This window comes from Nocardia sp. 149-1B, from assembly GCF_057747975.1.
In genome coordinates, this window is record NZ_CM173233.1 from 881826 (window position 1) to 903543 (window position 21718).

Below are 21718 nucleotides of genomic sequence, written 5' to 3' on the forward strand. Positions count from 1 at the left end.
GACGCTCAGCCGAGCAGCTTGCGCAGGCGCGCGTGCCGCTGGAACCGGTCGCGACGGCGGCGGAGACCGGCGCGCCCCGGGGCGTAGGTCTGGCCGAGCTCGTCGACCCGGAGGTGGGTGAGCATGAGAGCGGCGGTCGGGTCGGGGATGGAGATCGAGGCGATCATCGGGTACTCCTGGGTGGTGGTGGCCTGGTGCTGCCAGGCTGCGCGCCTGAGGTGGGCCGCCACATCGGGAGATCGCCCTAGGTCGGCGCCCCGACTGCCTCAGATGCGGTGCCGACCGGCCCTGGTCATACCCACAGGGGGTATGTTACGTTCCTCGTACCTGATACCCCCTTGGGGTATGTGAACCACACTCGAAGCCGGTCGAAGGAGAAGCTGATGTCCACCACGCACACCTACCAGGTCACCGGGATGACCTGTGGCCACTGCGTCGGAGCGGTGACCCGCGAGGTCTCCGCCCTCGAGCCCGTCACCGATGTCCAGGTCGAGCTCGAGACCGGCGCCGTGACCGTCCAGTCCAGCCGCCCGCTGACTCACGACGAGATCGCCGCCGCCATCGACGAGGCCGGCTACGAGCTCGTCTGACGCCATGACCACCACCACGCCGGCCACCACCGAGAGCACCCTCGACATCGAGGGCATGACCTGCGCGTCCTGCGTCGGACGGGTCCAGAAGGCGCTCTCCCGGGTCGACGGCGTGGTGGACGCGTCGGTCAACCTCGCGACCGAGACCGCCGCGGTCACCTACGACCCGGCGCTGGTCGCCCCCGAGGCGCTCACCGCCGCGGTGGAGAAGGCCGGGTACGCCGGCACGCTGCGGGCGGCCCCCGAGCCGGCGGCATCGCCGGGCGGGGCACCGGCCCCGGCCGCCGATCCGGTGGCCGAGCTCGACGCCCGCCGCGACGTCGAGATCGCCCGTCTGCGCAGCAGGTGGCAGGTCGCCCTGATCGTCGGGCTCGCGCTGATGGCCGTGATGTACGTGCCGGTCGGCATCGACACGATGGACTGGTTGATGCCGGTGCTGCTGGTCGTGGCCACGATCACGCAGTTCTGGGCCGGGGGCGCGATCTACCGCCAGGCCTGGGCCAACGCCAAGCACGGGGCGACCAGCATGGACACGCTGATCGCCCTCGGAACGGGCGTCGCCTACGGCTACAGCGCGTTCGTCACGCTCTGGCCGGGCCCGGCCGAGCGCTGGGGGCTGCCCCTGCACCTCTACTTCGAGACCGCGCTGATCGTGGTCGCGCTCGTGCTCATGGGCCGGTGGCTGGAGCTGAAGGCCAAGAAGCGCACCGCGGCGTCGGTGAAGGCACTGGTCGGCCTGGCGCCGACGACCGCGCGGGTCCTGCGCGGCGACCTCGAGGTCGACGTACCCGTCGCCGAGGTCCGCGTGGGCGACCTCGTGCGCGTGCGGCCGGGCGAGAAGCTGCCGGTCGACGGCGTGGTCACCGAGGGCCGCTCGGCCGTGGACGAGTCGATGCTCACCGGTGAGAGCGTGCCGGTCGACAAGGTCGCCGGCGACCAGGTCATCGGGGCCACGATCAACACCACGGGCACCCTGGTGGTCCGCACGACCGCCGTCGGTGCGGACAGCACACTGGCCCAGATCGTGCGGCTGGTCGAGGAGGCCCAGGGGAGCGCGCCCCCGATGCAGCGGCTCGCCGACCGCGTCTCGGCGTGGTTCGTCCCGGCCGTGCTGCTGGTGGCCCTGGCGACGTTCGCGGGCTGGATGCTCTTCGGGCCCGAGACGGACCGCCTGGTGCACGCGATCGGTACGACGGTCGCGGTGCTGATCATCGCCTGCCCGTGCGCCCTCGGCCTGGCCACGCCCACCGCGGTGATGGTCGGCACCGGCCGGGCCGCCGAGCTGGGGATCCTGGTCGGCGACGGGGCCGCCCTGGAGACGGCCCGCCGGCTGAGCGCGGTGGTGCTCGACAAGACCGGGACCATCACCCGGGGCCGTCCCGACCTCACCGGGGTCACCACCCTGGGTGGCTGGGACGCCGACGAGCTGCTGGCGCTGGTGGCCGCGGCCGAGGTGGGCAGCGAGCACCCGGTCGGCGAGGCGGTCGTCCGGGGGGCCCGGGAACGCGGGCTGGTGCTGCCCACGGTGACCCACTTCGACTCGGTCCCCGGGCACGGCGTCGTCGCCGAGATCGGCGGACGCGCGGTCGTCGTGGGCAATGCCGCCCACCTGGCCGCCCACGGACTGCAGGTGGGCGCGCTCAGCGGCGCCGGCGTCCACGTGGCGGTCGACGGGACCCTGGCGGGGCTCGTCACGGTCGCGGACACCGTCAAGGACTCCTCGGCCGCGGCGGTCGCCTCGCTGAAGGGCCTCGGCCTCGAGGTCTGGATGGTCACCGGTGACAACGCCGAGACGGCCGCCGCGGTCGCTGCCGGGGTCGGGATCGAGCACGTGATGGCCGACGTACGCCCAGCGGACAAGGCGCGCCGCGTGGCCGAGCTGCAGGGACGCGGCCAGGTGGTCGCGATGGTGGGCGACGGCGTCAACGACGCACCCGCGCTCGCGCAGGCCGACCTCGGGATCGCCATCGGCACCGGCACGGACGTCGCGATCGCGGCCTCCGACATCACTCTCGTCGGCGGCGACCTGCACGGCATCGTCTCGGCGATCGAGCTGTCCCGGCGCACGGTCACGACGATCAAGCAGGGCCTGGTCTGGGCATTCGCCTACAACGTGCTGCTCGTCCCGGTCGCCGCCGGGGCGCTGTACTGGTGGGACGGGCTGCTGCTCGACCCTGTCCTCGCCAGTGCGGCGATGGCGATGAGCTCGGTCAGCGTGGTCACCAACGCGCTCCGCCTGCGCAAGCCTCCGCGCAGCTCGACGATGCTCGGGCGGGTGGCCGACTGGGGCTACCTGGCCGGCATCGCACTGGTCGCGATCGCCGTCGGCGTCGGCTTCACGTGGTTGAGCCGGACCGACCAGGCCGAGCGCGGGATGAACGGCGTCCTCGGGTGGCAGGAGGGCATGGGCATGCCGATGCGCCCGCAGATGAGCGTGCTGGAGGAGGCCGACGTGGCCGCGGTCAGCGCCCACCACGCCGGGCTCGACGTGGCGCTCGACGTGCCGGACGACGTACGCCCCGGAGTGCCTACCACGATCACGATCGCGGTCCGGGACGCCCGGACCGGCGACCCCGTCACCGACCTGGTGCGCACCCACGAGGTGTGGATGCACCTGATCATCACCCGGGCGGATCTCGGGACGTTCGCGCACCTCCACCCCGACCGCACCGACCAGGACGGGGTGTTCACGGTCGAGGCGACGTTCCCGACCGCGGGCACCTACGCCCTGCACACCGAGGTCCGCCGCGCGGGCCAGCTGTCCGACATCGTCGACGAGCAGGAGCTGACGGTGGCCGGCGACGCGCCGCCGCCGGTGCCGCTGCCGGCCGGCGACGTCCGCGAGGCGACGGTCGACGGTGTCCGGATCGCGCTGACCGGGCAGGCCCGCGTCGACGAGATGAGCGACTTCCGGCTCGACTTCACCGACGCCGCCACGGGCGCGCCCGTGGACGACCTCGCGCCGTACCTGGGCGCCGCGGGCCACGTGGTGGTTCTGCGCGAGGACGGGACCCGCTTCGGTCACCACCACGCCGAGAGCCTCGACGGCGACGGGCAGCCCGTGATGGCGCTACCCGGTACGACGTTCGGGCCGCAGCTCGACCTGCACGTACGCTTCGAGGTGGCCGGCGCCTACCGGATGTGGGCGCAGTTCCGCCTCGGCGACGGCACGGTGGTCACCGCGCCGTTCGTCGTCCACGTCAGCTGACCGCCACGGTGGTCGAGGGCGGGACCGCCGTCAGCTCGACCCGGTCAGCCGCAGTTGTCGCAGACCCCGGTCGGCGGGATCGTCATGAAGCACGTGGGGCACACCGTCGGGGCGGCCTCGTCACGGGCCCGCTTGCGCTCGCGGACGATGCGCTGGTCGAGCCGAGGAGAGAGCGCCGGGTGACCGCCGCTGGCGGGCATCGCCGCGCCCGCCCACCGGTAGCAGTCCATGCGCGCTGCGGCGGCGTGCTTCTCGCGGGCCACCTCGTCGGTGATCGGGTCGGCGCCGGTGAGACGCAGCACCTCGTCGTAGTCGTCGCCGACCGCTCCGGTCTGACGGTGCACCACCAACGCGGTCAGGGGCGGCTCGTTCTCGACGACGTTGACCGCCGCGACCTGGGCGAGCACGCGGCTCAGCCAGTAGTGCGGGTTCTTGCTGGAGTGGATGCCGCTGACCTCCTGGACCTGGGCCGCGAGGTCCGTGCGGTCGATGAGTCGGTGGTAGGTGCCGGCGACGGTCTTGAGGATGCCGCGGGCGGCCTCGGCCCAGGCGTCCTCGGCCTCACCCGGCGGGACCGGGTCGGGGGCGACGTCGCCATCCGTCGGTCGCCAGTGGGTGCTTCGCTCGACAGTCATGCGGTGTCCCGTTCCGGGCCCGGGCTCGTCGTCGTGGTCGTACGTCGTCGCCGCGGGGTTCCTCTTCCAGCGTAGTTCGCCGAACCCCACCCGGCGATTCCTCGCCGGTGGACCGGTAGGCTTGAGTCGATGAGCGCCGAGGACTACTGCGACCTGTGTGACCTGCCGAAGTCCACCTGCATCCACGGGAACCCGCCGGCCCCTCCGCCGCCCACGGTGCGCAAGGCCCCCGCCCCCCGCACGGTGGTCCGCAAGGCCGCCTCGTCGACCTCGCGGGCGTCGTCCGCGGCACCGGCGCGCGCCGTACGCCACCGCTGGACCCCGCCGGAGGTCTTCAAGGCCGAGATCCTCGCCGTGCTGTCCGAGGCCGGCGGCGAGCTGGACCAGGACGAGGTGTTCCTCGAGCTCGAGGTCCGGATGGAGGAGCGGCTCACCGACGCCGACCAGGAGAAGACGCCCGAGGGCGAGCTGCGGTGGCGCTACGCCGCGCGGCGGGCCCGCCAGGCGCTGGTCACCGAGGGCGCGATGACCAAGGGGCGACCGGGGATCTGGGCGCTGGCCTGATGGGGGAGCGGGCCTGATGGTGGAGCTGAACGTGTTCGGGTCGCCGCTGGAGCCCTGCGGCACCGACCCGGTGACCGGCTTCTACCGCGACGGCACCTGCACCTGCGGGCCCGAGGACGTCGGGCTGCACGCCGTCTGCGCGGTGATGACCACGGAGTTCCTCGACCACCAGCGCTCGGTCGGCAACGACCTGACCACCGCGCGCCCCGAGCTCGGCTTCCCGGGCCTGCACCCCGGTGACCGGTGGTGCGTGGTCGCCTCCCGCTGGCTCGAGGCCTACGAGGCCGGAGTGCCCGCTCCGGTGGTGCTGGCGTCCACCAGCGCCCGCGCCATGGAGATCATCCCCGTCGAGGCCCTCGACGAGCAGGCCGTCGACGTCCCCGACGACCCCGGGGCCCTGCTGTAGGTCAGGGCACCACCGAGGTGCCGGGAGGCAGCGGCCGGCGACCGGTGAGCGCCAGCAGCACGTCGACGCCCAGGCCCAGGCGCATGGCGCTGGCGCTCGCCAGCGCGAGCGTGTCGGCGAGGGCGTCGGCCGGCGGGGTGAAGTCGAGCCCCGTGGCGTGGGCGATGTCGAGGCTGTGCACGGTGAGCTCGAAGGTCCGGGTCGGCAGGTAGTCGCTCACGCGCATCCCGCCCCCGGCGGTCTGCACCACGGCGTCCTCGCCCTCGAGCAGGTCCAGCGCCAGCTCGGCCTCCTCCTGGGCGAGCCGGAGGGACGCCACCGGGTCGTCGCCGAGCGCCACCCCTGCCTCGATCCCGCGCTGGTGGATCGCGTCTCGGGCGCTGCCGTGGCTGATCCTGCTGACGTGCGCGAAGTAGTCGGCCGCGTCCGCTGCGTCGACCTCGTCCGCCCGGGTCTGCAGGTACGTCGAGACCGTGACCAGCGACCGGGCCGTGTGCCCGATCAGCGCCCGCAGGTCCCAGGTGCCCAGCCCCGGCTCGGCGTACCGGTCGAGCGGCACCCGCGCCGTCAGCTCGAGGAACGCGGTGGCTGCCTCGACGTACGTCGTCCGGGCGGCGTCGAGTGCGGAGAAGGTCGACATCCCCCCATCCTGCTCGGCGGGAGCAGCGCGGGGACCGGAGCGCTCGCGCGGCGAGACCGGCCGGTGTGAGGGTTGACACATCCCCGGCCGATGGGGCACGGTCGTGAAACCGGTCTCTGAAACCGGTTACATCACGTTCTCGGGAGGTGTGGCGGTGCGAGCCACGATCCGCGACGTCGCCCGCCGGGCCGGCGTCTCCATCGCCACCGTCTCCCGGGTGATGCGGGAGTCCGCGACCGTGCGGCCCGAGACCCGCGACCGCGTGCTCGCGGCGGCCGGCGAGCTCGAGTTCGTCCCCAGCCAGCTCGGCCGCCAGCTCGCCGAGCGCCGGCACGCCGCCAACGGCATCGTGTTCCCCGACCTCTCCGGCCCCTACTACGCGGAGGTCGTCCTCGGCTACGAGGGCGTGGCCGCCGAGCTGGGCCGCTCGGTGCTGATCCTCTCGACCCGCGGCCGCGAGGACGCCGACGCCGCCGTCCGGGCGATGGCCGAGCGGTGCGACGGGCTGGTGATCTCCGGGCGCACGGTCCACGACGAGGTGATCGCCGGCCTCGCGGCCCGCGGCACGCCGCTCGTGCTGGTCGCCCGTCCGCCGGTCGACGACGTCGACTCCGTCTCGGCCGAGAACCTCCGCAGCGCCCGCGCCCTCACCGAACACCTCCTGGACCTCGGCGCCCGTCGACTGGTCTTCGTCGGCGACCCCTCGACCTCGCCCGACGTCGCCGAGCGCCTGCGCGGGGTCCAGGAGGCCCTCACCCCCGACGCCGAGGTCGAGGTCCGCCACGTCGAGCACCTCGACGAGCAGTGCGGCGCCGAGCTCGTCGGCGACTACCTCGGCCGCGCGCTCCCGGACGCCTTCGTGTGCGCCAACGACGAGCTCGCACTCGGCATGATCGGCCGGCTGCGCACGGTCGGCGTCGAGATCCCCGGCCGCGTGAAGCTGACCGGCTGGGACGACGTCATGGCCGCCCGGTACGCCGGCCTCACGACCGTCCGGCAGCCGATGCGCGAGCTCGGCGCCACCGCGGCGCGACTGCTCGACGAGCTGATCTCCGGCCGTCGCACCGAACCTCGCCACGAGCTGCTCCCCACCGAGCTCGTGGTCCGCACCAGCACCACTCTCGGGAAGGAAACCCCATGAAAGCCAGAGCCAGGACCATCACGATCGCCTGTCTCGCCGCCGCGAGCCTCGCCCTCACCGCCTGCGGGCGCGACGAGGACAAGAGCGCCGGCGGCGAGGACCAGAGCGGCGCCATCAGCGCGGGGAAGGCGAAGGGCACGATCGAGGTCTGGGCGATGGGCACCGAGGGCGAGATGCTCGGCGACTTCGTCAAGGACTTCGAGGCCGACAACCCCGATGCCACCGTCAAGGTGACCGCGGTGCCCTGGGAGTCGGCCCACGACAAGCTCTCCACGGCCATCGCGGCCGGCGAGGGTCCGGACGTCAGCCTGATCGGCACCACGTGGATGGGTGAGTTCGCCGAGGCCGGCGGGCTGATGCCCACCCCCGAGGGCCTGGTCGACGAGGCCGACTTCTTCCCCGGCGCCTGGGGGTCGACCGAGGTCGGCGGCACGTCGTACGGCGTCCCCTGGTACGTCGAGACCCGGGTCCTCTACTACCGCACGGACCTCGCGAAGAAGGCCGGGTGGGACAAGCCGCCGGCCAGCTGGGACGAGCTCAAGCAGTTCGCCCAGGACCTGGTCAGCAAGGGCGGCGCGAAGTACGGCCTGAACCTCCAGCCCGGTCAGACCGGGTCGTGGCAGACGATGCTGCCGTTCGCCTGGAGCGACGGCGCCTCCCTGACCAGTGACGACGGCACCGAGTACACGATCGACTCGCCCGAGATGGCCGAGGCGCTCGACTACTACACCTCCTACTTCGACGAGGGCCTCTCGATGGACCGCACCCTCGACGCCGGCGAGCTGGAGAGCGGGTTCGCCGACGGCACGATCGGCTCCTTCATCTCCGGGCCGTGGCACACCGGCCTGGTCGAGGACGCCGGCGTCACCCAGGACCAGTACGCCCTGGCGCCGCTGCCGAGCCCCGACGGCGACGGCATCGGCACGTCGTTCGTCGGCGGTGGCGACCTCGCGGTCTTCGCCGACTCCGACAACCCCGACGGTGCGTGGAAGCTCGTGCAGTGGCTGTCCGAGCCCGACACCCAGCAGGCGTTCTACGACGCCGTCGGCGACCTGCCCTCCGTCCAGGCGGCCTGGGAGAGCGGCAAGCTCTCCACCGACCCGCAGCTGCAGGTCTTCGGCGAGCAGCTCGACCACACCCAGGCGCCGCCGTCCGTCCCGACCTGGGAGCAGGTGGCCGGCGAGATCGACAGCCTCGTCGAGCAGGCGTCACGCGGCGGCATGTCCGGCGAGGACGCCGTCAAGCAGATGCAGTCCAAGGCGCAGTCGATCGGCACCGGACTCTGACATGAGCACCGCCCACGTGGATCCCACCCGGCGCGGCCAGGCCGTGGCCGGGTGGGTCCTGGCCTCGCCGTTCGTCGTGCTCTTCGTGGTCTTCACGGCCGGGCCGGTGCTCGCCAGCCTCGGCATGAGCTTCACCGACATGCGCATCACCGACATCCGGCAGCCGTTCGCAGTGGAGTTCGTCGGCCTCGCCAACTACAGCGACCTCGTCCAGGACCCGCTGTTCCGGAAGGTCACGCTCAACACGCTGCTCTACCTCGTGCTGGGCGTCCCGCTGACGATGGGGATCGCGCTGGCGGTCGCGGTGGGGCTCAACGGGCTGAGCCGCGCGCGGGGCTTCTTCCGGGTCGGCTTCTACCTCCCGGTGGTGACCAGCATCGTCGCGGTCTCGGTGGTGTGGAAGTACATCCTCCGTGACGAGGGCGGCCTGCTGAACGCCGTGCTCGACCTGGTCGGGATCGACGGCCCCGGTTGGCTCGACTCGACCAGCACCGCGTTGCCGTCACTGGTGGTGATGGCGGCGTGGCGCAACTTCGGCACGCTGATGGTGATCTTCCTCGCCGGTCTGCAGACCGTGCCGCGCGAGCAGGTGGAGGCCGCCGAGGTCGACGGGGCGACCGCGTGGAGCCGGTTCCGCTTCATCACACTGCCGGCGCTGCGTCCCGTGCTGCTGTTCGGCGCGGTGATCACCGGCATCGGCTATCTCCAGTTCTTCGAGGAGGCCTTCGTGATGACCAAGGGCGGCCCCCTCGACTCGACGCGGTCGGTCACCTACTTCACCTACGACCAGTTCGGCTACGGCAACTACGGGTACGCCGCGGCCGCCAGCTACCTGCTGTTCCTGGCGATCGTGCTGCTCACCTTCTTCCAGTTCCGCCTGCTGCGGACCAAGGACTGATCGCGATGACCCAGACCATGGACGCCCCCACCCCCACCCCGGTGGCCCCCACCGCGCGACCCCCGAAGCAGCGGCGCGGCGCCGACGGGCTGCGCACCCCGGGCTGGCTGTACGTCGTGATGGCACTCGGCCTGGTCCTGGTCGTCATCCCGTTCGTCTGGATGGTCGTCTCGTCGTTCAAGCCCGAGTCCGAGGTCCGCGCGGTCCCGCCCACCTGGTGGCCGCACGACGTGACGACGGAGAACTACGACCAGCTCTTCACCCGGCTGGACTTCCCGACGTACTTCATGAACTCCGCGATCGTGGCGATCGCGGTGACGCTCGGCAACCTCGTGTTCTGCTCGATGCTCGGCTATGCCCTGGCCAAGCTGGAGTTCCCGGGCAAGCGGGTGCTCTTCGCGCTGGTGCTCGGCACCTTGATGGTGCCGGGCGTCGTGACGTTCGTGCCGCTGTTCGTGCTGACCACCAACCTCAACCTCACGAACACGCTGCCGGGCATGATCCTGCCGTTCCTCGCGGGGCCGTTCGGGGTCTTCCTCATGCGGCAGTACGTCCTCGGCCTGCCCGACGAGCTGATCCAGGCGGCCCGCGTCGACGGTGCCGGCGAGCTGACGATCTTCGCTCGCGTGATCATGCCGCTGTGCGGTCCGGCGCTCGCGACGCTCGGCGTGCTGACGTTCCTCACGTCCTGGAACAACTTCCTCTGGCCGCTCGTGGTCGCCACGGAGGAGGACAAGTTCACGCTGCCCGTCGCACTCGCGTTGTACGCGGTCGGGCAGAACGCCACGCAGTACGGCCTGCTGCTCGCGGGCTCGGTGGTCGTCGTCATCCCGGTGCTCGTCGTCTTCCTGCTCCTGCAGCGCTTCATCATGCAGGGCGTCGCGATGACCGGCATCAAGTAACTCCAACCCCGTCAGGAGAACCTCATGCGCAACTCGGTGCGCACCATCCTGGTCGCGCTCGTCGCGGCCGTCTCGCTCGCATCACCTGCTTCCGCGGTGGTCTCGAGGCTCGGCGCTGACGCGCCTCACACCTCGACCACCGGCCCGCACCGCACCCTCGAGCGGTACGCCGCGGACACGTGGCGCTCGGTCGCCGCGATGGTCGACCCGCACACCGGCCTGCCGGCCGACAACGTCGGCGGCAGCCTCGCCGCCGACACCCGCGCCGGCTACACCTCGCCGACCAACATCGGCGCCTACCTGTGGAGCACGGTCGCCGCCCGCGACGTCGGGCTGATCGGCCGGGCCGAGGCCCGGGAGCGGCTGGCGCGGACCATCCACACGGTCGCGGGCCTGGAGCGCCACGAGGCGTCGGGCATGTTCTACAACTGGTACAGCCCCACGACCGGCGCGAAGCTGCGGACCTTCCCGACCGACGGCAGCACGATCAAGCCGTTCCTCTCCAGCGTCGACAACGGCTGGTTGGCCACCGCGCTGCTGCTGGTCTCGCGGGCCGAGCCGTCGCTGAAGAAGCAGGTCGATGCGATCCGCACCGACATGGACTTCGGCTGCTACTACGACCCGGCGGAGGGTCAGCCGGGCACGATCCCCGGCGGCCAGATCCGCGGCGGCTTCTGGGACGAGGACCCGCACGAGTCCGCCGCGGTCCCGGGCGACTACTGCGGCATGGGCACCGACGTCTGGTACACCGGCCACCACTACGGCGCGTTCAACACCGAGCCGCGGATGGCCTCCTACCTCGGCATCGCGGCCGGCCAGATCCCCGGCAAGCACTACTTCGGCACGTTCCGCACGTTCCCGAACGACACCTGCGACTGGTCGTGGACCGAGACCAAGCCCGTGGGGGAGTGGCGCACCTACTCCGTCGACGGGGAGGACATCAAGGTCTTCGAGGGCGCGCTGCCCTACCGCGGCATGCACATCGTCCCGACCTGGGGCGGCAGCATGTTCGAGGCGCTGATGGTGCCGCTGTTCGTGCCCGAGGAGACCTGGGGCCCGCGCTCGTGGGGCCGCAACCACCCGCTCTACGTGCGCGGCCAGATCGAGCACGGCCTGCAGGAGGCCGGCTACGGCTACTGGGGCTTCTCGCCCTCCGACAACCCCGCGGGCGGCTACCGCGAGTACGGCGTGGACCAGCTCGGCATGGACGGCGCCGGCTACAGCTCCGACCAGGAGCGCACCACCGTCGACCAGCCCTACGAGGGCTGCCGCGAGGGCTCGCCCGCCCCGACGGCGTACGGCGACGGCGTGGTGACCCCGCACGCCTCGTTCCTCGCGCTGCGCTACGCCCCGCAAGCCGCCCTGGACAATCTCGCCGAGCTGGCGCGCAACTTCGACGCCTACGGGCCCGGCGGCTTCTACGACGCCGTCGCCGTGCGCAGCGGACAGGTCGCGAAGCAGTACCTCTCACTCGACCAGGGGATGGTGATGGCGGCGCTCGGCAACGAGCTGGCCGGTGACGACATGCGGCGCTACGTCGCGCCGGGCGCCCTCGAGCGGCACCTGCGTCCGCTGATGGAGCAGGAGGTCTTCGCGCGATGACGGACTCCCGCACAGATGCCAGGTCGGACTGGGAGCAGCGCATCGGCCTGCGCACCGGTGTCTCCTTCGCCGGCAACGCCCCCCACCTCGACCCGCCCGACGGGCTGGTCGCGGCCGCCGGGGGAGCGCAGGTCACGCTCGACTGGAAGCCGGTGGAGGGGGCCGTCGGCTACCAGGTGCATATCGCCGACTCGGCCGACGGGCCCTGGGCCGAGCTCGACCACGCCGGCCGAGACGTGCTCGCCGTCCCGCACCCGCCGTACGCCGACACCACGGGCGAGCCCCGCCGGGAGCGGTGGTACGCCGTCTCCTCGCTCTCCGACGTCCACGTGGCGGGGCCGCTCTCGGCGCCCGTGTCGGCGACGCCGCTCGCCTCGGCCGGGCCGGTGACGGTCTCGGTCGACGTGGCATCGGAGCTCGGCGAGCTGCCGCGGCCGTGGCGCCCGATGATCGGCAGCGAGCACCTCTCGCACGCGCTGTCGACCGACACCACCGGCGGACGGGTCGTCGGCGAGGAGCTGACCTCGGCGCTCCGAGCCGCGCACGACGAGCTCGGCGTCACCCACGTCCGGGCGCACGCGATCCTCTGCGACGACCTCGGCGTCTACCGCGAGGAGCAGGGGGAGCCGGTCCACGACTTCTCGGGCGTGGACCGGGTCTACGACCACGTCCGCTCGCTGGGCCTCTACCCGGTCGTCGAGGTGTCGTTCATGCCGCGCGACCTCGCCAGCGACCCCACGAAGACGGTGTTCGACTACGACGCGATCGTGTCGCCGCCCAAGGACTGGCAGCGCTGGCACGACCTGGTCCGTGACCTCACCGCGCACCTGATCGACCGCTACGGCCAGGAGGTCGTCGAGCACTGGTCGTTCGAGGTGTGGAACGAGGCCAACCTGGAGGTGTTCTGGTCGGGCACGCCCGAGGAGTACCTCCGGCTGTACGACGTCACGGTGGCCGCGGTCCGCTCCGTCGACGAGCGCCTCGTGGTCGGCGGGCCGTCCTCGGCCGCCGCGGGCTGGGTCGAGGAGCTGCTCGCCCACGCCGAGGAGACCGGTGTGCCCGTCGACTTCGTCTCCACCCACACCTACGGGTCACCGCCGCTGGACTTCCGCCCGACGCTGGCCCGCTACGGGCGCGCGGGCACGCCGATCTGGTGGACCGAGTGGGGGGTGACGCCGACGCACTTCAACGAGGTCAGTGACGCGGTCTTCTCCGGCACGTTCCTGCTGCGGGGGATGGCCTCGGCGATGGGCCGCATCGAGGCGCTGTCGTACTGGGTGGTCTCCGACCACTTCGAGGAGCTCGGCAGGCCGCCGGCGCTGCTGCACGGCGGCTTCGGCCTGCGCACGGTCGGCGAGCTGCGCAAGCCGCGGTGGTGGGCGCTCGCGATGCTGGAACGGCTCGGTACGCGCCGGCACGAGGTGTCGCTCTCGGGAGACGGCGGCGGGTCGCTCGTGGAGGCGCTCGCGGCGTCCGGGACCGAGGGCACGGCGGTGCTGCTGTGGAACCTCACCCTCGACCAGACGAAGGCCGCCGGGGCGGACCAGCTCGCGCGCCAGATCCGGGTGGCGGTCGGCGGACTGGAGCCGGGGGCGACGTACAGGCTCACCCATGAACGGGTCGATCAGCACCACTCCAACGTGGCGGCGGTCTGGGGCGAGCTGCGGCGCGACGGCCAGAACTGGCCGGACGAGGAGCAGTGGGCCGCGCTGCGGGAGGCCGACCGGCTCGAGGAATTGGAGCCGCCGCGCCAGGTGATCGCCGATGGTCGTGGCGCGGCGTCGATCGACGTCGACCTGCCGATGCCCGCGATCAGCCTGATCACGCTCGCACAGGTCGTTGACGGTTAATCGGAGGCGCTTCCTCAGGTGGAGTCGGCACCATGGTGGACATGAACCCGCAGTCCGCGCGCCGCCGTCCCCGGCACGCGCTCGCCGCCCCGGACCTGGAGGAGCGCCTCGCCGAGCTGCGCCGTCGCCAGCAGGCCCAGGTCGAGCTCGACCTGCGGCTGCTGCGACGCCCCTGACTCGACTTCCTGACCTGCCACCGGGTCAGCACGGGTCGTGATGGTGCGGAGCGCGACCGCTGCCCGGTCGGCGGTGCCGAGCTGGTCGTGGCGGGTCGCGATCCCGCGCTGCTGCCGGTGATCTTGGTCGGACGTCCGACCAAGATGTCGAAAGTGGTGGGCCTCGGGGGTCGGGGAATGCCGGCCGGACGTGAGACTCGCCGGTCCAGTCCAGGCCGTGAATGGCCGCACCGGGTGCTGGGGGCCCCTAGCCTCTGACGCATGACCGAGAGCAACGACCCCACACCCGTCGACCCCCAGAGCGCAGCGGTCCCGCCGCCGTTCGGCGAGGCCGCTCCCGTGCCCGCAGCGGCACCCGCCGCGCCGGCGTACGCCGGTCCGACCCACGCCGCCCCGGCCGCCGGGCCGATCGGTCAGGTTCGGAGCACCGGGACCTGCATCTTGCTGAGCATCGTGACGCTCGGCATCTACACGTGGTTCTGGTACTTCAAGACCCACGACGAGATGAAGCGCCACTCCGGCGAGGGCATCGGCGGCGGTGTCGCCCTGATCCTGGCGATCTTCGTCAGCATCGTGATGCCGTTCCTGTCCTCCAACGAGGTCGGCAAGCTCTACGAGCGCCGCGGCGAGAAGGCCCCGGTCACCGCGATGACCGGCCTGTGGTTCCTGCTCCTGGGCTGGTGCCTCGTCGGTGCGATCGTGTGGTTCGTGAAGACCAACAACGCACTCAACGAGTACTGGAAGTCGGTCGGCGCCCCGGCCTGAACCGCTCGCCTCGAGCGGACCGACACCTAGCGCCGAGTCGGCGCGACTGACACACGCAACGACGCCGAGTCGGCGCATCTGCACGTCTCCCTGGGGAGAACTGCGTGCAGACGCGCCGACTCGGCTGTTGTGAGCGTGCAGACGCGCCGACTCGGCTGTTGTGAGCGTGCAGACGCGCCGACTCGGGCTCTTCTGCCGGGTGACCCACCCGCACATCCAGCACGAGAGCCCGGATCGGTACTCGGTCAGGTTGCCGATGCAGTTGGCGCGAGCTCAGTGACCAGCCGTTCGGCGTCGGGCGTTCGCACCAGCACCTCGTCGTACGCCGAACCACGCAGCCCCAAGCGGATCGCGGGCTCCCCGCGGCGCAGGTCGACCAGCTGGTGGTGGCCGCGCCAGTGCCAGGTCCCGAGCAGCCGCCGTCGCGGGATCCCGAGCCCGACCTTGAGGCCGTGGACCTCGCCCCACGACTGCACGAGCGCCGCCGAGGTGATCGCCGAGCGGGGGACGACCAGGTCGCCCATCACGCCCAGCATCTTCTCGCCCCGGGTGAACACCACGCTGAACGTGTCGCCGGTCAGGCGGACCTCGCTCATCTGCGCACCTCGATCTCGTCTCCGAGCCGCGCCCCCTGCGCGAGCTCCAGGTCGTCCCCGGACCAGAACCGACCGGGGTCGTAGTAGTTCGTGGGCCGGCTGCCGTCGAGCAGGCCCATCGAGGTGTACGTCGCCGCCACGACCTCGGCGCAGTAGGTCAGCTCGGCCGGCGCCGGGCGCCGGATCCGGCCGCGGGCCCACCGGCCGATGAGCGCGGCGGTCGGCGGGAACGGGGTCCCGTCGAGCCGCGCGATCGTCTGCAGCACGGCGTCCTCCATCGACGGGGTCACGACCGCGTCCAGCTGCCGCAGCCAGGCCCGCTGCTCGTAGCGGCCGGTCCACTGCTCGACAGCCGAGCGCAGGTCGTGCAGCTGCACGCCCCGGTGGTGGCTGTTGGTCCACACGTCGAGCAGTCCCTTGCCGAGCTCGGCGTGCCACATCAGCGGCGGCAGGTCGTCGAGCACCACCGCCATGCCGACGTGGTTGACCGGCGCGTTGGTCAGGACCCGGATAGCGTGGTCGGCGGTCGAGCGGCCGCGGAACAGCCAGAGATCGCCGGTGCGGGTCAGGTCGACGGCCTCGGTGAGCGAGAGCGCGGAGCGGGCCGGGCCCGTCGGTTGCGTCCTGGACGTCATGGAGAGGATTCCCTCGTGAAGCTGTGGAAGTGGCTCGGACTTGCGGGCGTGGCCGGGGTGGCCGCGACGGGAGTCATCATCGCGCGCGACCAGCGCCAGCGGGCGCAGCTGGGCCCCGAGGAGGTGCGCGACCGTCTCCGCGAGCGGCTGGAGTCCGGGGTCACGCCGCACGGCGGCACGCCTGCACCAGGTGCACCAGGCCGCTGATCGCTCCGATCGCCGACCCGACGAGGCCCAGCGTGAGCAGCACGTGCGCGGCCAGTCCCCACCCCGACCAGTCGTCGGCGGTCTCGAACGGGTAGACCTGCCACACCCGCGCGGTGACCACGACGCCGAACGCCGAGGTGACGATCTCGCCGAGCGCCCGCAGGCCGCGCGGGTCCCAGAGCACGTACAGCGCGAACAGCACCAGGTGCACCACGATGGAGGCGTTGACGAGCCCGACCACACGGTCCGCCTCGGAGGTCAGGAACGGCAGCACCTCCCAGCCCGGCCACCAGTTGACCGCGACCAGGCAGAGCGCGTCGAACACCGCGGTGCCGGCGTACCCCGAGCGGCGGGCGGCGGCAGAGGGCCGGCGCTGGTGGGCGGCGACGCGGGTCGGCGTGCTCATGCCACCACGTTGGGGTGCGGGCTCGGCACGGCCCAGGGTCGCGGGTCCGTCGGCGGCACGGACCTTGGGCCTCCGGGGTGCTCGAGGGTGCCCCCAGTCGGGTCCCAGCCGGCTCCAAGCGTGGCCGCGCACGATGGGCGAGCCCGCCGGGGAGGTGGGCCGAGCCCCAGGAAGGAACCGAGCATGAAGCCCATCGCGATCGAGCGCCGCCAGTCCTGGCGCTCGCTCTCCCACCAGGACAAGCAGCACCGGCTGCAGGAGCTGCGCCGCCGGCACCAGAGCCAGGTCGAGCTCGAGATCCTGCGCCTGCAGCAGCACCTGCGGTGACGGTCGGCACTCCGGGTTGCACCGGTGGCCGGGATCTGCGCACGGTAGGAGGACGTGATCACTCCTCGCTCTCGGGCGGCCGCCCTCCTGCTCACCGTTCTCGCCCTGCTGGGCGCGACGGGCGGAGCCGTGCGCGCCACCACCGCCGACGGGGCCGGTGGGCCCGCTCTGCGTGCCGCCGGCCCTGAGTTCGTCGTCTCCTCGCCGACCGACGCCGGCCGGCGGCTCCTGAGCATCCCGTCCGCGCCGGCGTCCGCGACCCCGACCACCGAGATCGTGCTGCACCCCGACCAGCCCCACCAGGCCTGGTGGGGGACCGGGGCCACCCTCACCGATGCCTCCGTGCGCCTCCTCGCGGACCGGCCCGGGGTCGTGCGGGCGCTGTACGACCCGGCGGTCGCCAAGGGGGCCCGGCTGACCATGCTGCGGCTCCCGCTCTCGGCCACCGACTTCTCACCCCGGCTGTGGTCGTGGTGGCTGCGTGACGGCGCCGCCCGCCCCGCGCCCGAGGCGAAGGCGGCGGCAGCGCTCGTCAGGTCGCGGGTGCTTCCGCTGGTGCCGCGCCTGCGGGTCGTCGGTGCCCCCTGGTCGGCCCCGCCGGGGATGAAGATCACCGGCACGCTGCGAGGTGGTGCCCTCGCCCCCGGCGCCGAGAGTGCGTACGCCGACCTGCTCGTCGGCCAGGACCGGTGGCTGTCCCGCCACGGGGTCCGGCTCTGGGCGACCTCGCTCGGCAACGAGCCGGGATACAGCTCGGACTACCCGTCGATGACGATGACCGACGCGCAGATGGCGACGCTCGGCACCGACGTCGGGCCGCGGCTCGACGCGCTCGGCACTCGGCTGTGGGCCGTCGACCACAACTGGGCCGACCGCCCGCGGGTGGACGCCGTGCTGGCCGGGTCGGCCGGCTTCGACGGTGCGGCGTTCCACTGCTACGCGGGTCAACCCGCGCAGATGGCCGGCCTCGGCGTACCCCGCCTGGTCACGGAGTGCACCGGCACCGACGACGGCTTCTCCGGCACGTTCGCCTGGGACGCGAAGAACCTGGTCGCGGACGCGGTCGCCGCCGGTTCGTCGGGGCTGATGATGTGGAACCTCGCGCTCGACCCCGACCACGGCCCGGTCGACGGCGGCTCCCTGTGGGGGTGCAAGCGGTGCCGGGGGCTGGTCACCGTCACGCCGTCCGGCATGGTCCGCGAGCCGGAGTACTTCACGCTGGCGCACCTCTCCCGGGCCGCCGAGCCCGGCGCCCGGGTCATCGGTGCCACCGCACCGGAGTGGTTGAGCATCGCGGCCTTCCGCAACCCCGATGGCAGCTTCGGGGTCTTCGGCCACAACCGCTCCGCCACCGACCAGACCCTGCGGCTCTCCCTCGGCTCGGGCGCGGGGCGGACCTACGTCGTCCGACCCGGGGAGCTCTTCAGCTACCGCGGCCCCCTGCCCGGCTGAGGACCGTCACCGCGGTGGCCGAGGCGGTCAGCCGCCCGTGACGAGCGGCACCACGATCTCGAGGCCGCCGTCGACCGACGTCGTGCGCAACGCCGACGGCTCGGCACCGTCCGGCAGCCGCAGGCTGCGCGAGAAGGAGCCGCGTTCGCAGCTCCCGCAGAGCACGAGGTATCGCCCCGCCACCGAGACGGCGACCTCCGGAAGCCCGACCCGGACCACGTAGGCGCCCTCGCGCCGGAGCTCCTCGACCTGCACGAAGTGGGTGTCGACCGGACCGGTCATGGCAGCCCTCCCTTCTCCGGAGTCGTCTCCTCGAGACTCGCGCAGGTGGGGCGGGCGCTGCCAGGGCAGAAGGTCACTCCCGTCCGGTCAGGGCAGCGGGTCCACCTCGTCGTAGCCGCTCACGCCCGCGGCCAGCAGGCCGAGGTGGTGGTTGCCGTCGCCGAGCAGGTGGTCGAGCGCGGTGAGGCGGCTGGTGTAGCTGCCGACGCTGTACTCCGAGGTCATCCCGATCCCGCCGTGCAGCTGGATCGCCTCCTGCCCGACGTGGCGACCGGCCCGGCTGACCTGCAGGGCCGCTCGCGAGGCCGCGACCGTGGTCTCCTCGCCCGAGCCGCCGTCGAGGACCATCGTCGCCCACAGGGCCATGCTCCGGGCCAGCTCGAGCGAGACGTACATGTCCGCGGACCGGAACGTCAGCGCCTGGAAGGTGTTGAGCGTGACCCCGAACTGCTTGCGGCTCTTGAGGTACGCCGCGGTCAGCTCGAGGGCGACCTCCATCAGCCCGACGGCCTCGTTGCACGCCGCGACGCGCGTCGCGTCGAGCACCCGGGCGATGATCCCGGTGCGGTCCTCCGCGGCGCCGAGCGGCGTCGCGGCCGTGGCGTCGAGCACCACCCGCGCCGCGCGGCCGCCGTCGTGCGTGCGATAGCCGTCGCGTACGACGCCGTTGCCGCGCACCACGAAGAGCCCGGTGCCCCCGTCGGGAAGTGCGGCGCTGACGACGAGCACGTCGGCGCGGGCGCCGTGCAGCACCGGCTCCTTCACGCCACTGAGCGTCCAGCCGGTGCCGGCCGCCTCGGCACGCACCGCCTCGGCCGTCGGCGCCCAGCGCGAGCCGGGCTCGGCGTGGGCGAACGCCAGCACGAGGTCGCCCGAGGACAGTCCGCCCAGCAGCTCGGCCTTCTGCTCCTCCGACCCGGCCTCGGCGACCAGCCCGCCCGCCAGCACGACGGAGGTGAGGAAGGGCTCGGGTGCGAGCACCCGGCCGAGCTCGTGGGCCACGATGCCGACCTCGACGGCCCCGGCACCCATGCCGCCGTACCGCTCGTCGAAGGGCAGCCCGAGCACGCCCATCTCGGCGAGCTGGAGCCAGACCGTCTCGCTGAACCCGGGGTCCTCGCCCACCGCGCGGCGGCGGTTCTCGAAGTCGGCGTACGCCTTGCCGACCAGGCCGCGCACGGCCTCGCGCAGGGCCTGCTGCTCGTCGTCGTAGGTGAAGTCCATGCCGTTGCTCCTCAGAGTCCCAGGATCGTGCGGGCGATGATCTGGCGCTGCACCTCGTTGGAGCCGCCGTAGATCGAGGCCTTGCGGAAGTTGAGGTAGACCGGCGTCGAGCGCCGGGTCCACCAGGGGAGGTCGGAGTCGTCGCTCGCGCCGCTGGCCAGTGACGCGGGGCCCGCGAGGTCCACGACGAGCTCGGTCACGGCCTGCTGCAGCTCGGTGCCCTTGAGCTTGAGCACCGACGAGGCCGGGTGCGGCTTGCCGTCGGCGGAGTGGGCCACCACCCGCAGGGCGGTGAGCTCCAGGGCGAGCAGCTCGTTCTCGAGCTCCACGATCCGCGCCGCGACGAGGGGGTCCTCGATCAGGGGGCCGGCCCACTCCTTGGCCTGGGCCAGCAGGCGCTTGGTCGCGCCCACCGGGGCGACGCCGACCCGCTCGTTGCCGAGCAGGAACTTCGCGTAGTCCCAGGCGCGGTTCTCCTCGCCGACCAGGTTGTCGAGCGGCACCCGCACGTCGGTGAACCACACTTCGTTGACCTCGTGCCCGCCGTCGATGAGCTCGATCGGCCGCACCTCCACACCCGGGGAGGTCATGTCGATGAGCAGCAGCGAGATGCCGGCCTGCTTCTTCGCCTCCGGGTCGGTGCGCACCAGCGTGAAGATCCAGTCGCCGTACTGCCCGAGCGTGGTCCAGGTCTTCTGCCCGTTGACGACGTACTCGTCGCCGTCGCGGACCGCGCGGCACTTCAGCGATGCGAGGTCGGAGCCTGCGTCGGGCTCGGAGAAGCCCTGTGACCACCAGATGTCGAGGTTGGCGGTGGCCGGGAGGAAGCGCTGCTTGATCTCCGGGGACCCGAACTGCGCGATGACGGGGCCGATCATCGTGGCGTTGAACGCCAGCGGTGCCGGCACGTACGCGCGCTGCATCTCCTCGTGCCAGATGTGCCGGCGCAACGGCGACCAGTCCCGCCCGCCCCACTCCACCGGCCAGTTGGGTACGGCGAGCCCGTGCTCGTTGAGGATCCGCATGCTCGTCACGAACTGGTCCTTGGTCAGCTCGCGCTGGTCCCGGACCGCGTCCCGGATCTCCTCGGGGATCTGCGTGGTGAAGAGCTCCCGCATCTCGTCGCGGAACTCGGCGTCCTCCGCCGACAGCGCCAGCTGCATCCCGTACCTCCGTTGATCGAGCGTGTGGTCGGCCGGGGCAGACGCTACCGGCAAGTACGCAGCGTAGGGCGCCTACAACCGTCGCGGTGTGGGTACCGGCGGGCCATGTCCGCACTCGACGCACCCGTGCACGCCCTCACCTCCGCCGGCGGGGTGCTGCTCGCGGCGACCACGCGTGCGGTGGGGGCCGTGCGACCCGCCGCCAAGCCGCTGCATCCCCGCGGCGAGGTCACCAACGGCCGGCTGTTCCGCCGTGGCGCCGTGCCGGCGACGGGGGTGGCCTGGCTCGACGAGCCCGGTCAGGACGACGTTCTCGTACGCCGTTCGCGCGCGATCGGGCTGCCCGGCTCGGTGCCCGACATCCACGGTCTCGCGATCCGGGTGCCCGGGGCCGACGGAAGCGTCGGCGACCTCCTGCTCGCGAGCACCGGCTGGGGCCGGGTGACCCGCTTCGTGCTCACCGCCAGCCGCTCTCCCCAGGGTCGGCCGATGACCACGCTGCTGCCCTACCGCACCGATCGCGGCCCGCTGCTCATCGGTGCCCGGGCGACCGGCGAGGACTCCTTCGAGCTCTCCGTGGCCAGCCCGGAGAGCGAGTGGGCCCGGTTCGCCGAGCTGCGGCTCTCGGTCCTCCCGGCCGAGGACCAGGACATCTCCTTCGACCCGGTCGCGCACCAGATCCCGGGGCTCGAGCAGTACGACGCCGTGGAGCGGCTCCGGGAGCCGGCGTACCAAACCGCTCGTGGCACCCGCTCCGAATAGT

25 protein-coding genes are annotated in these 21718 nt (G+C 72.5%); 16 read left to right on the forward strand and 9 right to left on the reverse strand.

The window, feature by feature from the left end:
* Positions 1–5: 5 nt before the first annotated feature.
* Complete coding sequence (locus AC3ANS_RS04260) at positions 6–167, reverse strand: hypothetical protein (protein ID WP_488294923.1); 162 nt, start codon at positions 165–167, stop codon at positions 6–8.
* Positions 168–383: 216 nt separating this feature from the next.
* On the opposite strand from AC3ANS_RS04260, the gene AC3ANS_RS04265 reads away from it, so the two are divergent.
* Positions 384–590 carry a heavy-metal-associated domain-containing protein gene (locus AC3ANS_RS04265; protein ID WP_488294924.1) on the forward strand — a complete coding sequence of 69 codons (207 nt, stop codon included), beginning with the start codon at positions 384–386 and terminating at the stop codon, positions 588–590.
* Positions 591–594: 4 nt separating this feature from the next.
* Positions 595–3798, forward strand: coding sequence for a heavy metal translocating P-type ATPase (locus AC3ANS_RS04270; protein WP_488294925.1), 3204 nt, complete (start codon positions 595–597; stop codon positions 3796–3798).
* 44 nt (positions 3799–3842) lie between these two features.
* Here the strand turns inward: AC3ANS_RS04270 and AC3ANS_RS04275 are convergent, their stop codons facing one another.
* On the reverse strand, positions 3843–4433 hold the full coding sequence (locus AC3ANS_RS04275) for a PIN domain-containing protein (RefSeq protein WP_488294926.1): 591 nt from the start codon (positions 4431–4433) through the stop codon (positions 3843–3845).
* A gap of 129 nt (positions 4434–4562) precedes the next feature.
* Between AC3ANS_RS04275 and AC3ANS_RS04280 the strand changes: the two genes are divergently transcribed.
* Both AC3ANS_RS04280 and AC3ANS_RS04285 read left to right on the forward strand, forming a co-directional pair.
* Complete coding sequence (locus tag AC3ANS_RS04280) at positions 4563–4997, forward strand: hypothetical protein (RefSeq protein WP_488294927.1); 435 nt, start codon at positions 4563–4565, stop codon at positions 4995–4997.
* 16 nt (positions 4998–5013) lie between these two features.
* Entirely contained in the window at positions 5014–5403 is a 390-nt protein-coding gene (locus tag AC3ANS_RS04285; RefSeq protein WP_488294928.1) for a DUF2237 family protein, read from the forward strand.
* Between the two features lies 1 nt (position 5404).
* Here the strand turns inward: AC3ANS_RS04285 and AC3ANS_RS04290 are convergent, their stop codons facing one another.
* Positions 5405–6043, reverse strand: a complete 639-nt coding sequence (locus AC3ANS_RS04290) for a maleylpyruvate isomerase N-terminal domain-containing protein (RefSeq protein WP_488294929.1) — start codon at positions 6041–6043, stop codon at positions 5405–5407.
* A gap of 154 nt (positions 6044–6197) precedes the next feature.
* Here AC3ANS_RS04290 and AC3ANS_RS04295 point away from each other — a divergent pair, with 154 nt between their 5' ends.
* From AC3ANS_RS04295 to AC3ANS_RS04330, 8 genes are all read left to right on the forward strand, one after another.
* Positions 6198–7184 (forward strand): LacI family DNA-binding transcriptional regulator, encoded by a 987-nt coding sequence (locus AC3ANS_RS04295; protein ID WP_488294930.1) that lies wholly within the window; start codon positions 6198–6200, stop codon positions 7182–7184.
* Complete coding sequence (locus AC3ANS_RS04300) at positions 7181–8470, forward strand: sugar ABC transporter substrate-binding protein (RefSeq protein WP_488294931.1); 1290 nt, start codon at positions 7181–7183, stop codon at positions 8468–8470. Before AC3ANS_RS04295 ends, AC3ANS_RS04300 begins: the two co-directional genes overlap by 4 nt.
* Position 8471: 1 nt before the next feature.
* Positions 8472–9368 (forward strand): carbohydrate ABC transporter permease, encoded by an 897-nt coding sequence (locus AC3ANS_RS04305; protein ID WP_488294932.1) that lies wholly within the window; start codon positions 8472–8474, stop codon positions 9366–9368.
* 5 nt (positions 9369–9373) lie between these two features.
* Positions 9374–10270: a carbohydrate ABC transporter permease gene (locus AC3ANS_RS04310; protein WP_488294933.1), complete on the forward strand. Its 897-nt coding sequence runs from the start codon at positions 9374–9376 to the stop codon at positions 10268–10270.
* 24 nt (positions 10271–10294) lie between these two features.
* A complete protein-coding gene (locus tag AC3ANS_RS04315; protein ID WP_488294934.1) occupies positions 10295–11872 on the forward strand; it encodes a glucoamylase family protein in 1578 nt (525 codons plus the stop codon).
* A complete protein-coding gene (locus AC3ANS_RS04320) occupies positions 11869–13722 on the forward strand; it encodes a GH39 family glycosyl hydrolase (protein ID WP_488294935.1) in 1854 nt (617 codons plus the stop codon). The genes AC3ANS_RS04315 and AC3ANS_RS04320 overlap by 4 nt, the downstream gene beginning before the upstream one ends.
* 41 nt (positions 13723–13763) lie before the next feature.
* Complete coding sequence (locus AC3ANS_RS04325) at positions 13764–13898, forward strand: hypothetical protein (RefSeq protein ID WP_488294936.1); 135 nt, start codon at positions 13764–13766, stop codon at positions 13896–13898.
* 261 nt (positions 13899–14159) lie between these two features.
* Complete coding sequence (locus AC3ANS_RS04330; RefSeq protein ID WP_488294937.1) at positions 14160–14663, forward strand: DUF4234 domain-containing protein; 504 nt, start codon at positions 14160–14162, stop codon at positions 14661–14663.
* A 245-nt stretch (positions 14664–14908) separates the two neighbouring features.
* Here the strand turns inward: AC3ANS_RS04330 and AC3ANS_RS04335 are convergent, their stop codons facing one another.
* Both AC3ANS_RS04335 and AC3ANS_RS04340 read right to left on the reverse strand, forming a co-directional pair.
* Complete coding sequence (locus tag AC3ANS_RS04335) at positions 14909–15259, reverse strand: hypothetical protein (protein WP_488294938.1); 351 nt, start codon at positions 15257–15259, stop codon at positions 14909–14911.
* Complete coding sequence (locus AC3ANS_RS04340; protein ID WP_488294939.1) at positions 15256–15894, reverse strand: hypothetical protein; 639 nt, start codon at positions 15892–15894, stop codon at positions 15256–15258. Before AC3ANS_RS04340 ends, AC3ANS_RS04335 begins: the two co-directional genes overlap by 4 nt.
* 15 nt (positions 15895–15909) lie before the next feature.
* On the opposite strand from AC3ANS_RS04340, the gene AC3ANS_RS04345 reads away from it, so the two are divergent.
* The gene (locus AC3ANS_RS04345; protein WP_488294940.1) at positions 15910–16101 is read left to right on the forward strand and encodes a hypothetical protein; all 192 of its coding nucleotides are present in this window, start codon (positions 15910–15912) and stop codon (positions 16099–16101) included.
* On the opposite strand, the gene AC3ANS_RS04350 is transcribed toward AC3ANS_RS04345, so the two are convergent.
* Complete coding sequence (locus tag AC3ANS_RS04350; RefSeq protein WP_488294941.1) at positions 16055–16507, reverse strand: hypothetical protein; 453 nt, start codon at positions 16505–16507, stop codon at positions 16055–16057. The genes AC3ANS_RS04345 and AC3ANS_RS04350 overlap by 47 nt on opposite strands.
* Before the next feature lie 183 nt (positions 16508–16690).
* Between AC3ANS_RS04350 and AC3ANS_RS04355 the strand changes: the two genes are divergently transcribed.
* Both AC3ANS_RS04355 and AC3ANS_RS04360 read left to right on the forward strand, forming a co-directional pair.
* Positions 16691–16834 (forward strand): hypothetical protein, encoded by a 144-nt coding sequence (locus AC3ANS_RS04355; protein WP_488294942.1) that lies wholly within the window; start codon positions 16691–16693, stop codon positions 16832–16834.
* A gap of 54 nt (positions 16835–16888) precedes the next feature.
* Positions 16889–18286 (forward strand): glycoside hydrolase family 30 protein, encoded by a 1398-nt coding sequence (locus AC3ANS_RS04360; RefSeq protein WP_488294943.1) that lies wholly within the window; start codon positions 16889–16891, stop codon positions 18284–18286.
* Positions 18287–18313: 27 nt separating this feature from the next.
* On the opposite strand, the gene AC3ANS_RS04365 is transcribed toward AC3ANS_RS04360, so the two are convergent.
* The 3 genes from AC3ANS_RS04365 to AC3ANS_RS04375 form a co-directional block, all read right to left on the reverse strand.
* On the reverse strand, positions 18314–18568 hold the full coding sequence (locus tag AC3ANS_RS04365; RefSeq protein ID WP_488294944.1) for an Hsp20/alpha crystallin family protein: 255 nt from the start codon (positions 18566–18568) through the stop codon (positions 18314–18316).
* Positions 18569–18655: 87 nt separating this feature from the next.
* The gene (locus AC3ANS_RS04370) at positions 18656–19792 is read right to left on the reverse strand and encodes an acyl-CoA dehydrogenase family protein (protein ID WP_488294945.1); all 1137 of its coding nucleotides are present in this window, start codon (positions 19790–19792) and stop codon (positions 18656–18658) included.
* A gap of 11 nt (positions 19793–19803) precedes the next feature.
* The gene (locus tag AC3ANS_RS04375) at positions 19804–20955 is read right to left on the reverse strand and encodes an acyl-CoA dehydrogenase family protein (RefSeq protein ID WP_488296424.1); all 1152 of its coding nucleotides are present in this window, start codon (positions 20953–20955) and stop codon (positions 19804–19806) included.
* Between the two features lie 105 nt (positions 20956–21060).
* Between AC3ANS_RS04375 and AC3ANS_RS04380 the strand changes: the two genes are divergently transcribed.
* Complete coding sequence (locus tag AC3ANS_RS04380; protein ID WP_488294946.1) at positions 21061–21717, forward strand: phosphodiesterase; 657 nt, start codon at positions 21061–21063, stop codon at positions 21715–21717.
* The last annotated feature ends 1 nt before the right edge of the window (position 21718 follow it).

Bases quoted from the DNA above. Each gene is read 5' to 3' on its own strand.
- AC3ANS_RS04300 (WP_488294931.1), top strand. From the start codon at position 7,181: ATGAAAGCCAGAGCCAGGACCATCACGATCGCCTGTCTCGCCGCCGCG.
- AC3ANS_RS04320 (WP_488294935.1), top strand. From the start codon at position 11,869: ATGACGGACTCCCGCACAGATGCCAGGTCGGACTGGGAGCAGCGCATC.
- AC3ANS_RS04335 (WP_488294938.1), bottom strand. From the start codon at position 15,259: ATGAGCGAGGTCCGCCTGACCGGCGACACGTTCAGCGTGGTGTTCACC.
- AC3ANS_RS04325 (WP_488294936.1), top strand. From the start codon at position 13,764: ATGAACCCGCAGTCCGCGCGCCGCCGTCCCCGGCACGCGCTCGCCGCC.
- AC3ANS_RS04380 (WP_488294946.1), top strand. From the start codon at position 21,061: ATGTCCGCACTCGACGCACCCGTGCACGCCCTCACCTCCGCCGGCGGG.
- AC3ANS_RS04280 (WP_488294927.1), top strand. From the start codon at position 4,563: ATGAGCGCCGAGGACTACTGCGACCTGTGTGACCTGCCGAAGTCCACC.
- AC3ANS_RS04275 (WP_488294926.1), bottom strand. From the start codon at position 4,433: ATGACTGTCGAGCGAAGCACCCACTGGCGACCGACGGATGGCGACGTC.
- AC3ANS_RS04370 (WP_488294945.1), bottom strand. From the start codon at position 19,792: ATGGACTTCACCTACGACGACGAGCAGCAGGCCCTGCGCGAGGCCGTG.
- AC3ANS_RS04340 (WP_488294939.1), bottom strand. From the start codon at position 15,894: ATGACGTCCAGGACGCAACCGACGGGCCCGGCCCGCTCCGCGCTCTCG.
- AC3ANS_RS04270 (WP_488294925.1), top strand. From the start codon at position 595: ATGACCACCACCACGCCGGCCACCACCGAGAGCACCCTCGACATCGAG.
- AC3ANS_RS04315 (WP_488294934.1), top strand. From the start codon at position 10,295: ATGCGCAACTCGGTGCGCACCATCCTGGTCGCGCTCGTCGCGGCCGTC.
- AC3ANS_RS04310 (WP_488294933.1), top strand. From the start codon at position 9,374: ATGACCCAGACCATGGACGCCCCCACCCCCACCCCGGTGGCCCCCACC.
- AC3ANS_RS04365 (WP_488294944.1), bottom strand. From the start codon at position 18,568: ATGACCGGTCCGGTCGACACCCACTTCGTGCAGGTCGAGGAGCTCCGG.
- AC3ANS_RS04305 (WP_488294932.1), top strand. From the start codon at position 8,472: ATGAGCACCGCCCACGTGGATCCCACCCGGCGCGGCCAGGCCGTGGCC.
- AC3ANS_RS04285 (WP_488294928.1), top strand. From the start codon at position 5,014: ATGGTGGAGCTGAACGTGTTCGGGTCGCCGCTGGAGCCCTGCGGCACC.
- AC3ANS_RS04375 (WP_488296424.1), bottom strand. From the start codon at position 20,955: ATGCAGCTGGCGCTGTCGGCGGAGGACGCCGAGTTCCGCGACGAGATG.
- AC3ANS_RS04260 (WP_488294923.1), bottom strand. From the start codon at position 167: ATGATCGCCTCGATCTCCATCCCCGACCCGACCGCCGCTCTCATGCTC.
- AC3ANS_RS04330 (WP_488294937.1), top strand. From the start codon at position 14,160: ATGACCGAGAGCAACGACCCCACACCCGTCGACCCCCAGAGCGCAGCG.
- AC3ANS_RS04350 (WP_488294941.1), bottom strand. From the start codon at position 16,507: ATGAGCACGCCGACCCGCGTCGCCGCCCACCAGCGCCGGCCCTCTGCC.
- AC3ANS_RS04265 (WP_488294924.1), top strand. From the start codon at position 384: ATGTCCACCACGCACACCTACCAGGTCACCGGGATGACCTGTGGCCAC.
- AC3ANS_RS04290 (WP_488294929.1), bottom strand. From the start codon at position 6,043: ATGTCGACCTTCTCCGCACTCGACGCCGCCCGGACGACGTACGTCGAG.
- AC3ANS_RS04355 (WP_488294942.1), top strand. From the start codon at position 16,691: ATGAAGCCCATCGCGATCGAGCGCCGCCAGTCCTGGCGCTCGCTCTCC.